The sequence below is a fragment of the Streptomyces sp. NPDC058092 genome, assembly GCF_042884935.1.
In the GTDB taxonomy this organism is placed as follows: domain Bacteria; phylum Actinomycetota; class Actinomycetes; order Streptomycetales; family Streptomycetaceae; genus Streptomyces.
Map to the genome: position 1 here is coordinate 258,363 of NZ_JBHVSY010000003.1, position 14,193 is coordinate 272,555.

General features: G+C 67.7%; 9 protein-coding genes and 2 pseudogenes. 7 read left to right on the top strand and 4 right to left on the bottom strand.

From position 1 onward, the window contains the following. Nucleotides 1-9 precede the first annotated feature (9 nt). The gene (locus ACFVV1_RS07320; protein WP_389985799.1) at nt 10-327 is read right to left on the bottom strand and encodes a hypothetical protein; all 318 of its coding nucleotides are present in this window, start codon (nt 325-327) and stop codon (nt 10-12) included. 311 nt (nt 328-638) lie between these two features. On the opposite strand from ACFVV1_RS07320, the pseudogene ACFVV1_RS07325 reads away from it, so the two are divergent. From ACFVV1_RS07325 to ACFVV1_RS07335, 3 genes and pseudogenes are all read left to right on the top strand, one after another. Beyond that, nucleotides 639-980, top strand: a pseudogene (locus ACFVV1_RS07325) (UTRA domain-containing protein); the annotation flags it as partial. Nucleotides 981-2,014: 1,034 nt separating this feature from the next. Further along, entirely contained in the window at nt 2,015-2,356 is a 342-nt protein-coding gene (locus ACFVV1_RS07330; RefSeq protein ID WP_389985802.1) for a hypothetical protein, read from the top strand. Nucleotides 2,357-2,695: 339 nt separating this feature from the next. Continuing rightward, nucleotides 2,696-3,070 (top strand): DUF4259 domain-containing protein, encoded by a 375-nt coding sequence (locus ACFVV1_RS07335; RefSeq protein ID WP_389985805.1) that lies wholly within the window; start codon nt 2,696-2,698, stop codon nt 3,068-3,070. Nucleotides 3,071-3,541: 471 nt separating this feature from the next. Here the strand turns inward: ACFVV1_RS07335 and ACFVV1_RS07340 are convergent. The 3 genes and pseudogenes from ACFVV1_RS07340 to ACFVV1_RS07350 all read right to left on the bottom strand — a co-directional run. Continuing rightward, a pseudogene (locus ACFVV1_RS07340) lies at nt 3,542-3,766 on the bottom strand (hypothetical protein); the annotation flags it as partial. 271 nt (nt 3,767-4,037) lie between these two features. Continuing rightward, the gene (locus ACFVV1_RS07345; RefSeq protein ID WP_389985808.1) at nt 4,038-5,015 is read right to left on the bottom strand and encodes an SGNH/GDSL hydrolase family protein; all 978 of its coding nucleotides are present in this window, start codon (nt 5,013-5,015) and stop codon (nt 4,038-4,040) included. A gap of 1,054 nt (nt 5,016-6,069) precedes the next feature. After that, nucleotides 6,070-6,894 carry a hypothetical protein gene (locus ACFVV1_RS07350; protein ID WP_389985810.1) on the bottom strand — a complete coding sequence of 275 codons (825 nt, stop codon included), beginning with the start codon at nt 6,892-6,894 and terminating at the stop codon, nt 6,070-6,072. A 429-nt stretch (nt 6,895-7,323) separates the two neighbouring features. On the opposite strand from ACFVV1_RS07350, the gene ACFVV1_RS07355 reads away from it, so the two are divergent. The 4 genes from ACFVV1_RS07355 (at nt 7,324) to ACFVV1_RS07370 (ending at nt 14,160) form a co-directional block, all read left to right on the top strand. Next, the gene (locus ACFVV1_RS07355) at nt 7,324-8,850 is read left to right on the top strand and encodes an alkaline phosphatase (RefSeq protein ID WP_389985813.1); all 1,527 of its coding nucleotides are present in this window, start codon (nt 7,324-7,326) and stop codon (nt 8,848-8,850) included. Nucleotides 8,851-8,932: 82 nt separating this feature from the next. Continuing rightward, a complete protein-coding gene (locus ACFVV1_RS07360; protein WP_389985816.1) occupies nt 8,933-9,478 on the top strand; it encodes a hypothetical protein in 546 nt (181 codons plus the stop codon). Between the two features lie 571 nt (nt 9,479-10,049). Further along, nucleotides 10,050-10,355 (top strand): trypco2 family protein, encoded by a 306-nt coding sequence (locus ACFVV1_RS07365; protein WP_389985819.1) that lies wholly within the window; start codon nt 10,050-10,052, stop codon nt 10,353-10,355. A 7-nt stretch (nt 10,356-10,362) separates the two neighbouring features. Beyond that, a complete protein-coding gene (locus tag ACFVV1_RS07370; protein WP_389985822.1) occupies nt 10,363-14,160 on the top strand; it encodes a trypsin-like peptidase domain-containing protein in 3,798 nt (1,265 codons plus the stop codon). The last annotated feature ends 33 nt before the right edge of the window (nt 14,161-14,193 follow it).

Here is a 14,193-nt window from a genome sequence, read left to right on the forward strand (position 1 = left end):
CGAGTTGGCTCAGTATCCGCCGTAGCCGCCGGGTACGCCCACCACGACAATGGCTACGCGGCCGTAGCCATTGTCGTAGCCGTAGCCGTACCCGTTGTCGTAGCCGTAGCCGTTGTAGTAGCCGTAGCCGTACCCGTTGTAGTAGCCGTAGCCGTACCCGTCGCAGTCATCCCACCAGCCGCACCGGTCGTAGGAGTGGCTAGCCGCGGAGGTCGCGTGGGCAGGGGCGGCCGCAGCCGCCCCTGCGGCACCAACGGCGGCGCCACCAGCCAGCATCACACCGGCGGCGGCTACAGCGAGGGAACGCTTGATATGAGGTGCTCGCATGAGTCTCTACCTTTCCTTCCGCCACCGAAGATCGAAGGCAGGTGGCCACAGCGCATGCAAGACATACGGTGCGGTTCGCAGAGGTCACAGCTCAAGGGAGCACGTCTCGCCGCTCATTGGTTCCGGTTCTTCCGGAATCTTGCCGCCCGAGGCGTGCCCCGGTTGCGACTCTCACAGGCATCATGTTAGTAGCACATACCCTCTCCAGCATCTTGAGCAGAAGTCTGCTCAATTCCGCAGGTCAGCGGTCAGCGGTCAGGCCCGAGCCATGACGTCCCCCTGGCGCCGTCCCTCTTCGAGGGTGACGCCCCGAGTTCCTGGCCAACAGTCGGCCGGTGCAACTGTCGACGAGTTGGGAGCCGTACGACCTCACCGCCGGCACTCTCGTCGTCCTCCCCGAGGGAGGGCCCCACGCGGGGGCGGCCGTTGTGAACCGCATGGCCCCGATCGGCGTCAGCCACGCCGTGGAGCAGCCAGAGCCGAGGCAGGCGACCGCCGAAGAGGCGTCGTGGCTCGGCATCCAGAAGGCCGCGCTCGTCACGCACATCCGGCGGACGTACTACAGCGACCAGGGACGGCCCGTCGAGACGGCGGACATCGTGGTGCCCGCCGCTCATTGCGAGATCGTCTACGAGATCCCGATCAACCGGTAACTGACGGCATCCGCCGTAGCTGCGGCTCCCTTCGACCCGCCCGCCAGCTGCCGACTCCATTCGCCAGGATTCGCCACCCCCCACAAGGCGCTCACCAGGCACTCCTAAGTGATCTACGTCAGCCGGAGCCTGCGCCAGCCCTCAACGCCACGGTTCGCTACGGGTTTTCGCCATGATTTGGATCATGGCTCTGGTTCGGAGGCTTGATGCTCCTGGTGACTTGGGGTTTCCTCTTCATGGAGCCGAAAGGCTCCCGCCCTGCGCATAGGGCCTGGCTCCGGGCGACACCCCGAAGCCAGGCCCACATGCGGGGCTACAGGCGGGTCCGGCCGAGTAGATCGCGGCCGGGCTCGCTTGCCGCCCAACCAGCCGTCCGGACTACCTCTGGCGCATCACATAAAGTGCTCGACGCACCCCGCGATGGAAGTGACCGCCGTAAGAATCAGGGCCGCTAACTGAACCCAGTCCGGTAACTGGCTTTGTCTGCGGCGCCGTCTCCGCCGTGTCGATCGCTCCATCTGATCCGATCCCATCTCTCAATGTTCCCAACAGGGTTGGGACCCACCCGATTCAGGCAGGCGTGCGGGAGAGAGACGCATCGGACCCTCCACAAGTTAACCGGCGCTCCAGTGGCGCCAGCGGTAGTTCGGGGTGGCGAATGCTGGCGAACGAGCGCCCACCAACTTCACTTCCCGCGTGTAGGGGAGGGGCCCTTGGGCCACCAGAAGACCGCGTAGAACGAAAGCCCTTGGGCTGACTCCGCCCGTGCCCCACGCGTGCCCCTTCCGTGCCCGATCGGGCGGGAAGCCACGGGGAGACACGGTGACTGGCAGGCAGCGCACAACACAACGGCCCCTGACCGTTTCACCTGGTCAGGGGCCGTTCTACCTGACGGTGGGTGTGGGATTTGAACCCACGGTGACTCGCGCCACGACGGTTTTCAAGATCGCTGATTGCTCGACTCAGCCACTGCGCCTCCACTGGCCTCAGCCGTGCCGCTACTCACCACTGGCTGGAGGGCCGATCATGAGTGCATGGTCTCAAGCATCGTCGTCCAGTACACCGAGCTTCTGCGGACGAGTTCCTATGACTTCTGGGACCGGCTGCGGGAGCTTCTGATGGCCCAGGGACTTGATCCCGATGGGACGGTTGTCGTCGATCTCTTGCAGGGAGGCCTCGATCACGAGGATGGCCGAGTCATTTCCTACGAAGGAAGGGTCTACCGGTTCACCCTCTTCTACGACCAAGCAGCAGAGCATGGTGCGCGCAGCGCGACCCTCGAGAACTGGACTGACATCACGGACTCTTGGCAGAACGGATCGTTGGCTATTCGGACCGCAGACGCCTTCACGTGGAAGTCCCAGGGTACGGACTGACATCAGCCTGCTCGACGGGCCGTCTCTGGCCGGGAGGCCTACACCCAACACCCGCCCGCGACATCGGCCTTGCGGAGGAACCCGCAGCGTCTGAGGTGTGCCAGATGCGTGCCAGGTCCTGCGAGGAAACACGGGGAGCACCGGGTACCGAGGCGGCAGCCAAGCCAGACCCCAGTCCTGCTCAACCGCAGGTCCGCAAGGCGGCCAGCGCTAGATCACCCAACCTTCCCAAGCTGATGCACCCAAGCCGCCCGGTCGTTCGGCAGTGTCGGCGTGAGCTCACGTCCCGATGTCAGTGGCCAATGCGAAGATCCCGGCCAGGCAGACGAGAGGGCAGTCATGGGTACCTGGGACATCGGTCCATTCGACAACGACACAGCCTCGGACTTTGCCAACGACCTGGATGCCGCTGCCGTGGGAGAGCGTGAAACCCTCATCCGCAGGGTCCTGATGCGCACCATCGACAATCAGGACTACCTTGAGGCCCCCGATGCTGAGGAGGCAGTGGCTGCTGCTGCCTTGCCAAACCTGCCGGCAGACCTCAGACGGTTGGCTGTCGAGGCCCTCGCCCGAGTTCTCGCAGACGAATCCGAGCTAGCCGAACTGTGGGGAGAGGCCGAAGACGGCAGGCGGTGGCGCAGCAGCATTGGCCGGCTTCGCCAGGGCCTTGACCCGACACCTCAAGCACGCATGGATGTGCTCTTCGAACTCTGACGGTTCCACCACAGTCTCACGCTCATCGATGGTTACGCCGTTCGCTTGAGGGTCAGGTGTCAGCCACGCGCCATGACATCCACGACTGACATCAACGTGGCCGGACGGCGGCGGATGGAGAGATCCCTTTGCGGATCGGAGGGTCCCCCGCGTCCGAGCTCCCGGCAGGCTGCACAGTGCCGGGATCGAACTCCTAAAGCGGGTGTCGCAGGTTCGAATCCTGCCGGGGCACGGCGCATCACTGCTCTGACCTGGGGGTTCCTCCCCCAGACGGGGCATCCTTCCGGCCTCGGACTTCTCGTCCGGGGCCGTCTGCGTGAGCGGACGGAGAGTTGATCTCCCAAATATGGTCCACCTGATCAACATCATCCGACACGATCCCGCAGGGCTGGACGTCCGTCTCAGACTCGAAGCCTTCGAAGGTGGGGCGCGCTCGCGGCACGAACCGGGATACGGCCTCGTGATCCCCAGGCCCGCCTCGGGGAGAGCGCGCGTGCCGTCGGCGAGGAGTACGCGCCACAGCCACGCGCCGACCTCGTGGCGGTCCTTGGCGGTCGCGGTGACGTCCGCCGGCACCTCGATGCCTTCGAACCGGGCGGCTGTGCCCGCCTCGACAGCCCCGTACAGGTCGAGCAGCCGCTGACGGCCCTCATCGGCGTGGCCGTCGCGGATCCGGAGGCGGGCGAGGTTGACGACAGTCGCGGCGAGGTCCGCGGGTACCTCAGTGCCTTCGAACCGGCCGGCTGCGCCCGCCTCGACCGGGGGACGAGTCGAAATGTTCAGGAGTTTGGCAGCACTGGTACCAGCGAACTCTGTCTCGGCACGCCTCCCGACGGAGGCGAAGGGACGAAGGCGCGTGGCGCGCCATGGTGGGTAGACGGTCCTTGGTCCGGGCGCCCGGCCGCCGGAACCGCCTCCGGCTGCTGGGCCGGAGGCGGTTCATGCGGGATCGCGGGGGCTGCGGGTGTCAGTCCACGCCGATGCTGTTCAGGATCGCCGATGTGACGTGATCGGCGGCGTTGCGGTGGCCGCGGGCGTTGGGGTGCACGAGGGCCACCTGCTGAGAGCCGCTGGCGAGGATGCCCTCGACCCACTTGCCGCTGTCGCAGACGCTGTGGTTCTGGGAGGAGTCGTAGAGGTTGACGAAGCCGGCCGCGTCGTGGGTGCCCGCCGACTTCTCGATGACGTTGTTGAGAGGTTCCAGGACGTCCTGGCGCAGCCAGTCCAGGTCCCCCTGGGTGATCGGCCCGAACTGTTCCAGGTCGTTGTACCGGCACTTGGAGGTGTCCTTGGGGATGACCGTGGGGTAGCCGACGGCCAGGAGCTTGGCGTGCGGCGCCCGCTCGTGGAGCACAGCGAGCATCTCGTCGTACTCCTTGCCCACCTTGGTCAGCCGGCCGGGGATGTCGTCGGCCAGGTCGTCCCGGCACGGGGTGCCCACGCCTCCGCTGCCCGCGCCCAATTCCAGGCAGGTACGCAGGATGCCGTCGAACCCGAGGGTGTTGCCGCCCACCCCGACAGTGACCACGTCGGTGCCGGGGCCCACCGCCTCGGACTGGGGCGGCACTGGCGGGAACGGGTAGTCCGGGTCCTCGGAGAAGGGCGGCAGGTGACGGCCGATCGGCTCCTGCGCTCTGAAGGTGACGTTCTCGATCGTGGCGGCGCCGCAGCTGACGTTGGTCAGGTCGATGAGCCCGCCGAGGTCGCGGTCGATGACCTGGGGGTAGGACTGGTCGGTGCGCTCGCAGCCGTCGCGGGGGACTTCGAAGGTGTCGCCCGCGGCCGGGATGACCCCGGCGGTGTACGAGTCGCCCAGGGCGACCCACTGGTACCTCGCCGCGGCGGCTGCCTGGGGCGCGTTGGCGAGTTGCGCGGGGACTTGGGCGCCTGCGGCGAGAGCCACGGCGGAGCCCAGTACGGCGAGTCGAGTGCGGACGCTTGCCACGAATCCTCCAGGGATACGGCGTTGGTGACACCATGACCATAGAGAGATCGTCACTTAGTGCACTAGAACCAATACGGACAGTCATTCTCAATCACGAAACTCGGACCGTGAGCGGGACGAGCTCCGTGTACTGACCAGTCGCGCCTGTTAAGTGACAGGCGCGGGCGCTGATTTGTGCGATGCGGAGCAGGCCCTGATCAGCCCGCACGGTCCCGGCCTGTTGCGCGGCTCTCAGCAGCTGTCCTATTTGTGATCACCGATGGACTCACCCACCGCCCTCACCCGAGGACACTGCTTCGGATGGCTACTGCCGATAGAGGCCGGGGTGCTGCCGCTACTCATGGACATCGAACACCGGCCGGTGCGGGTGCCTCACGAAGTGCTGAGCAAGTGCTGAGCAAGTGCTGTCGAAACTGGGGTTCTGGCACACATGAGGCCGGGAATCCCCGTAAACACGTGAGAACTACGGAGGGGTGTTTTCCCAGGTCAGACGCCCTGCAGTCGACGTTTCCGCGGGTCACAGCCCCGTCCAGGGAAAACGCCTAAAGCGGGTGTCGCAGGTTCGGATCCTGCCGGGGGCACCACGCATCACCGCCCTGACCTGGGGATTCCCCCCAGGAAGGGACTCTATTCGGCCTCGGACTTCTCGTCCGGGGCCGTTTGCGTGAGCGGAGGGGGCGCCGAGGCCACGCTGCCGGGCCGCTTACGCGGCTTGGAGAACGTTGTACAGATGGGCGACGCCGAGCACGGCATGGTGGACTCCGCCACACGGCTGGTGCCCGGTCAGCCGCCACCAGCGTTCGTTGTCGTTCTCCCGGCGGCCACCTCGGCACCGGACTCGACCCATGCCTTGCAGCCATTGCAGTTGCTCGGCACCGGCTGTCCGACCGCGACGACCAGACGGGGTCCGCGTCAATGACGACCTGAACGATCCGACCGGTGCTCTTCCCGCCACTCGCATGCCGCCAGAGCGCTTAACTCCCGCCGTGCTCAACTGACTTCAGGCATGCCAGAGGTGAATCCCGGTCATGGCCTGCGCGTTTCTCTCCATCTATCAGGCTTCGATGCGAAGCCAGGTGCGGCTGGCGCGCAGCCACAGAAAGCCGTCACGTCCTTGACCGCAGCGCATGACTACCCGACCGGGCACTCTCATTTTGCGCCGCTCGGTCACGCTCCACGTATCGCCGACCAGCTCGGCTCGGACCACTTCGGTCGACCGCCGGTTGTGGACGCGCCTGGTCAGAACTGCTCGACGGCCGCGTACGGCGAATCCGTCCGGATCAGGTACAGGGCTGGGCCAGCTCGTCACCTCACCCGTGGAGGGCGTGATCCGTGTCAGGAACGTGCCCCCGCGGCTGCTGCCGGAATACCAGACCAGCCACACCCTGTCATCCTCGGTGGCGGCGGTGCAGCCCTCCAGGGGCGCATCAGGGAGGCGACCTTCCGGGGCCCACATGGCCAGGCCGTCCGTACTCCAGCCGGCAAGCCCGGCTGCCGACTCCGGATGGCCTCCGTAGATGCCTTCGTCACCGTATGCCGTCCAGATCGATCCGCTCCGATCGGTCACCAGAACAGGAATGTCATCGCCGACGCAGAGGGTTCCCTCCTGTTCGCCGTCCAAAGAGCAGACCACGGCATTCGGTTCCCACGAGCCCGATTCCTCCCTGCGCGTGCGGCCGCTCGCTATCAGGAGCCGAGAGTCAGGCAGAAGAGCGATGTGACTGGGCCAGATCTGAAGATCCTTGATCACTCGGCTTCGAACTGGCCCCTCGGCGCACCGGATGACCAGCATGCCGTCAAAGGGGACCTCCGGGCTCCATCCCACCCAGCCCTTGACGTAGCGGCTTCGGCGTAGGTGCCGCCGGTGGACGAGCAGCACAGCAAGCTCCCCTGTGGGGCCGACAGTCCACCACAGAGGGCGTTGCCCTGCCCAGAGATCCGCAAAGGGCAGCCTCCACACCCTCTGCACCTCGTTGGCTGCCGGCACCGCATCCCCCGCTCTCGTGCAAGCCCCACTACCGATGAAAGGGGAGTGTATTGATACCGAAACGCGCCGCCGAGCCGGCCGGGCGCAACCGAATCACGCGAGCGGCTCATGTGTGCACCCCGAAAGTGACTCCGTGTGGTGCACCGGCACGGGGCCGCACATTTAAAGGTTACCCAGTTGCGCAATATTTCAAGTGCCGGATTGGGGTTCACCATCGGTACGGCGCCCGGTATTGGTGCCGCGTTCATGTCCTGCTCCTACCGTTGCCCGGCCGGGCCTGTCCCGGTGCATCGTCCAGCGTCCGAGGAGGGCACTCCGCACATGCGCAGCAGACCGACCAAAATCCTCGCGGTTCTCGCCGTGACCGGCGCACTTGCCGCCAGCACCGCGGCGACTGCCAACTCCGCGCCCCAGCAGGGCGGCAATGGCAAGAAGCCGGAGATCCGTAACGTCATCTACCTGCTCGGCGACGGCATGGGCCGTACCCATGTCACCGCCGGGCGCGAGCGCTACTACGGCGCCGACGGCAAGCTGAACATGGAGCGGCTGCCGAGCTACGGCGCGGTGGCGACGTCCGCCGTCGAGAAGGGCAGCGACCAGCCGGCTCTGGTCACCGACTCCGCCAGCGCAGCCACCGCGTGGTCCTCCGGCGTGAAGACGTACAACGCGGCCATCGGCGTCGACTCGTACGAGAAGAAGCTGCCCACGCTGATGGAGCAGGCCAAGAAGTCGGGCTTCGCGACCGGCAACGTGTCCACCGCCGAGATCACCGACGCCACCCCGGCAGCCCAGATGAGCCACGCTCTGCTGCGCGGCTGCCAGGGCCCGGTGTACTCCGACGCGGCGTGCCTGCCGAAGAAGGACGACGGGTCCTACGAGGACAAGCCCGCCGACAAGACCCTGATCACGCCGATCGCCCAGCAGATCGCCCGTAACGGCACCGCCGACGTGATCTTCGGCGGCGGCCTCGCACGCTTCGCGCCGGACGACCAGAAGGCGCTGGGGTCGCAGGGCTACCAGGTGCTCGGCAGCTTCGGCGACCCGGCGCTGCCCGCCCAGACCGCTGAGAGCCAGAAGGTCGCGACCAAGGCCGATCTCGACAAGGTCAAGGGCGGCAAGGTCGTCGGGCTGTTCAACCGCGGGAACCTGACGGTCGAGACGTCCAAGGCCGAACTGCCCGCCGACGCCCCGGAGAAGAAGGAGCCGACGCTCGCCGAGCTGACCAAGAAGTCGATCTCGCTGCTCGACGGCCGGTCCAAGAAGGGCTTCCTGCTCCAGGTCGAGGGCGCGCTGATCGACAAGCGCTCGCACGCCAACGACGCGTCGCAGACCCTGGGCGAGATCAAGGCGTTCGACGACGCGGTCAAGGCCGCCACGGACTTCGCGAAGAAGGACGGCCACACCCTCGTCGTCGTGACGGCGGACCACGAGTGCGCCGGCTTCAACATCATCGAGAAGGGCACCTTCACCAACGCCGAGGCGGCGGCCCCGCCGGCCAACAACGACTCGGGCAACACGGCCAACAACTCCGTGCCCGCGCGCTCGTCCTCGGCCAACGTCAAGGACCCGGCCCGCTCCTCCGGCATCGTCAACGGCTCGGGTGCCGGCGACGCCAAGAACTTCGGCCCGGCCACCTTCCGTACCCCCGACGACCCCGCGGGTGTGAAGGACGGCAGCAAGGACGCCAGCCTCTGGCTGACCTACCTGTCCGGTAACCACACCGGCGCCGATGTGCCGATCTACGCGTACGGACCGGGTAACAGCGCCTTCGCCGCCAGCCAGGACAACACCGAGCTCTACGGCAAGATGTACCGCTCGCTGTTCGGCACCGCACCGCACGGCCACTGACCCTCACTCAGCCACGCGACCCGGGGCCGGGAGGGGCAGCCCCTCCCGGCCCCGGGTCGTTCGTATCCCAGGAGCATGTCCGATGAGACACCCGATCCGCATCACGACGGCCGCCGTGCTGGGCGCTATCGCGCTGACCGCTCTCACGGGCTGCGGCACCTCCGCGGGGACCGACCCGGGCAAGGGCGAGCCGCTCGCGGCCGCCACCCCGGCCACCGCCCTGCCCCTTCCCCCTCCCCGTTCCGCGCCGCCCCCGGCCACGACGCTCCCGGCGCCGCCCGAGCAGGGCGAGGTACGTGTCGAGGAAGGGCCGTTCACCGACCGCGTCCGCCTCACGCGGCTCACGCTCACCGGCGAGTCCGCCGTCAGCGGGCATCTGGCAATTACCTCCGACGTCAGCGATGTGCTCGCGCTGGAGCTGAGTGCCGCCTATTACGATTCCAAGGGTCGTTTCATCGGCACCGGCAGCTTCCAGTACCAGGAAGAGGGGCAGGACGCAGAAGGCGGCCATCACCACGACGGACCGCGCGCGGCGGGCGAGGGCATCGACTTCAAGGTGCCCGCCACCAAGCTCACCGGCACCGCGGCGGCCGCCGTCGTCTCCGTCCCCGTCCTGGTCAACGAGTAGCCGGGCTGGTCAACGAGCAGCCGGGCTGGTCAACGAGCAGCCGGGCTGGTCAACGAGCAGCCGGGTGTCCGGTACGACCGGGCGCCGGACGGACGGTCACTCCTCACCGTCGCCCTCGTAGCACTGAGCCTTTTCGGCGTGGCCCCTGATCGGGTGAGGGGATCGGTGTCCGCGGGCCTTGGCCCCCGGATCCAACCTCACCCCGAGAGAACTCCTAAAGCGGGTGTCTCAGGTTCGAATCCTGCCGGGGGCACAGAGAAATACCTGGTCAGAGGGGATTCCGTCCAGCGGATGGGAGAGCTCCTGCGCTTGCAGCACATATGCCGTGCGCGCGGACGGTGGGGAGCTGTCCAGGATGCCCGTCAAGGATGAGCCGGACCGGCGCCGGCACGAGAAGATGGTCGAGCGCGATCTGCTCCGAACGACGGGCGGACCAACGCCCGCCAACGCCCGAAACCGAATCACCCCGTGTCACACGAGCGGGGCCCGAAACACTGTGCTGTCTGCAAGACTTGGAGCACACGCTTCACACGCCACTGGTTGTTCTTCTCGGCTTCATCTCGGGGGATGCATGGACATCGAACTCGCCGAACTGCTCGCCTCGCTGCGGTCGGAGATCAACCGTGCGCGGCTCGAAGCGGACAACCAGGACGTGAAGTTCCGTATCGACTCCATCGACCTGGAACTGCAGGTCGCCGTGGAGAAGTCCGCCGAGGGCAACGCCGGTGTGCGGTTCTGGGTGGTGTCGCTCGGCGGCAAGGGCGCGGCGAAGTCGGCTCAGACCCACACGGTCAAGCTCAGCCTGACCGCCGAAACGGACACCGGTGACCTTGTCCGGACCGGTGACGACGTTTCGGACCTGCTCGCGACGAACTGACCGCTGAATGAGCCCTGTCGACACGGCCCGGGTGGCCGAGGTCCTCGTCAGACGCGGTGACACGGCCGAGTACGGGTCCGGCTACCGCATCGCGTCCCGGCTGATCCTCACGGTGGCCCATCTCCTGGGCGACGGCGACGGCCAGGAGGACGCCCTCTGCACCGTCCTCCTCGGGGGCCAGGACACCCAGCTGCCCGCGACACCGGTGTGGCGGAGTTCCAGCAAGGATCTGGCACTGCTGCGCCTCGACACCCCTGTGGTGGACAGGATCGCACCCGTCGTCTTCGGGCGCCTGCCGGAAGGCCTGGCCAGCATCCCGTTCACCGGGGTCGGATTCCCCGCCTTCGCGATACGGCCCGAGTCGGAGGGGAAGAAGGGGCTGCGACGGCGCGAAAGCAAGCAGGTCACCGGGTTCGTCCAACTCGGCTCGAACATGAAGTCGGAGCTGCTGGACCTCACGTTCACCACTGTTCCGCCCACCGAGCCGGCGCGGGGCAAGCCGGATCCCTGGCGGGGCATCTCGGGGGCCGCGCTGTTCGCCGACGGGAGCGGGCTGCTGATCGGAGTGCAGGCGCAGCGCCTGCCCGCGGCGGGCACCAACAGCGCGGAGGCCGAGCCGATCTCGGCGGCGCTGGACGATCCGGAGTTCTGCTCCGTGCTCGCGCACAGCGGCGTACCGTCCTGGGCCGAGCCCGTCGGTCTGCCCGGCGGTGACACGCGGAGCCCGCTGCGGGCGGTGATCTCGCAGCAGGACCTCATCGACGGCTTCCCGGAGTTCAAGAAGAACCTCACGCCGGAGCGGCTGACCTTCGTCTCGCCCGGCAGCGACCATCCGGCCGAGCCGGGGAAGCTGTTCGTGCGGCTCGTCAACGCCCGGGACAGAGGCGTGCTGCTGGTGGGCGCGGCGGGCGCCGGCAAGACCCGGACCTGCATCGAAGTGGGCCGGCTCGCTCTGGAGGCGGGCTGGCGGGTACTGCACGTCGTGCCCGGCGAGGAAGCATCGATCAACGACCGGATCGCTCAGGAAGTACTCGCGGAGCCGACACCCGTCCTGGTGGTCGTCGACTACCTGAACGAGGCTCAGCTCGACCTGCCGACCCTGCGGCACCAGCTCATCCCCGAGGCCCGTCGCCGCCACATCCACGTGGCACTGATCGCCTCCGTGCGTCCGGGCTGGCTGAAGCTGAAGAAGTCCAACAGCGCGTTGCTGCACCAGCTGTTCGACGAGGTGGAGCTGCGGCAGGACGACGAGTTCCAGCGGCAGCTCACGGACAACGCGCTGACGACGCTGGCACCCACGGCCATCCGCCGTCTGGGAATGGACCGCATGCTGGCGGTCTGCGGACGCCGCCCCATCGTGGCCCTGCTGGTCGCCCGGGAAATGGAACGCCGGGTCAAGGAGAGGCTGTCCATACCCGAGACGGCCGGCCTGCGGGAAGGCGGTGAGCTCCCGGCCTGGCTGGCCAGCCGCCTCGGCGAGGACGAGCTGACCGTGCCCGGCCGTCCGAACACCTACTCCCCGGCCCGCGCGCCCCGCGTTCTCGTGGCTGCCGCGGCGGCCGCGGCAGCCTGCCCCCAGACCCGCCCCGCGGTCGTCGCCGCCGCCCGGGCGGCCCTCGCCGGGGCCGTCGAAACCGGGGAGGACGTGGCAGGGACACCGGACGCCGAAGCCGTGGTGACGACCCTCGTCTCACTGGGCTGGCTGGAGTCCGACGGCGAGGGCGTGCTCTCTGTCGCCCACGACATCGTGGCCGACCAGCTGATGGAGTCCGTCCTCCTGCCGGAACGGGACGGCGACCCGGATGTCACCGGCTCGTACGCCATGCTCACAGGCTGTCTCACCAGTCCCCGCACCGTCGGGCGCTTCGCCGTCAACGTCACCCGTCTCGTCAACGACATGGTGCTCGCCGATCGCGCCGGGCCCTTCATCGCCGTACTGGACGGCTGGTTCACCGGCCAGGCCGGCACCATCGGCCGCATCATGCGGTACGACTCCAGCGTCGGCAGCTACGCCCTCGGCGCCGTCTTCTCGGGACCGCCCTGGTCCGCCACCGCCGTCCGCTGCTGGAAACAGGTCGTCAGCCCCTGGCTCGCCGGCTTCGGCACCGATGTCAATGCCCGCCACCTCCTCTACCGCGGCCTGCGGCATCTGCCCGACCACGGTGCTCAGCTCCTCGTCCCCACGGCACTGGCCTGGCTGCGGTCCCACGGCCAGGCGCACGAGGCGAACTTCGTCCTCGGTCCGCTTCTGTCCCGTACCGACCTCACCCCCGACGACGCCCAACAGGCCATCGCCGCCGCCCTCACCTGGCTCAACACCGACGACCGCACCAGCAATGCCGAAGCCCAGTTCGTCCTCGACCCACTGCTCAACCGCCCCGACCTCACCCCCGACGACGCCCGGAGTGCCATCACCACCGCCCTCACCTGGCTCCACACCGACGACCGCACCACCGCCCCGGAGGCCCAGTACGTCCTCAACTCACTCCTCGACCGCACCGACCTCACCCCCGACGACGCCCAACAGGTCACCGCCGCCGCCCTCACCTGGCTCGGCACCGACGACCACAACACGGTTGTCGAAGCCGGCTTCGTCCTCGACCCGCTCATCAAGCGCGCCGACCTCACACCCCACCATTCCCAGAAGGCCATCGCGGCCACGTTCACCTGGCTCGACACGGACGACCATGCCACTCGCTTCGAGGCCCAGTTCGTCCTGAACTCACTCCTCCCGCGCACCGACCTCACCCCCGACGACGCCCAGAAGGCCATCACCACCACGCTCACCTGGCTCCACACCGACGACCACAACACGGTTGTCGAAGCCGGCTTCGTCCTCGACCCACTCCTCGAGCGCACCGACCTCACACCCCACCATTCCCAGAAGGCCATCGCGGCCACGCTCACCTGGCTCGACACGGACGACCATGCCACTCACCTCGGCGCCCAGTTCGTCCTGAACTCACTCCTCCCACGCACCGACCTCACCCCCGACGACGCCCAGAAGGCCATCACCACCACGCTCACCTGGCTCCACACCGACGACCACGCCGCCACCACAGGGGCCGAGTTCTTGCTGGGCGCACTGCTCAGGAGGCTTCCGATCGACGACGTGCCCGCAGAGGTGACGGAGTTCGTCGACGCGTGGATCGGCACACAGGTGCCGGGGCGGGACTTCTCGTTTCTCAGCAAGTGGGTTCTGCGCAAGCAGCTCATGAGTCCCACGATCCTCAAGGCGCTGCTCACCTGGGTCCACGCCAACCCCGATCACGAGGACCTCGTCCCGCGCATGGCCTCGGCCGGCTTCCAGGTGGGCCCCTACCTGGCGTCCTGGGAAAGCAGCCGCAGTTGGCTCCGCGCCATCGAGCTCAGCCTCGACCACGCCGAACGTCATGGGCCGGCGAGCAATCTCAACGGCGCCCTGGACGTCCTCATATGTCAGCTCGCCACGGCGTTCACCACCGGAGTCGGCGCCGCCTGGGCGGACGACTGCATCCAGCGCTGGCTCGCCCTGCCGTTCTCCATGAACACCGCCGTCTTCCGACCCCACGTCTCGATCGTCGGCCGCTGCCACGCCCTGATCCTCAGCGGCCGGTTCGCCGAAGCGGAGGGGAGGGAACTGGCCGAACGCCTGCACCGGTGGGTCTCCCAATGGGCTCCCGGCACACGCAACACCGAGGCGCTCGCCTTCATCGACGCCCACATGCTGTCGGACAACGGCCACCACACGCTGACGACGGCCGACATCACTCCCCGAGAGCGCCGTGCCGATACCGAGGACCCGGCGAGTCGTTCCGAACGCTGACGTGTGTCCGGGAGTGCGGACGCAGCGTCCGAG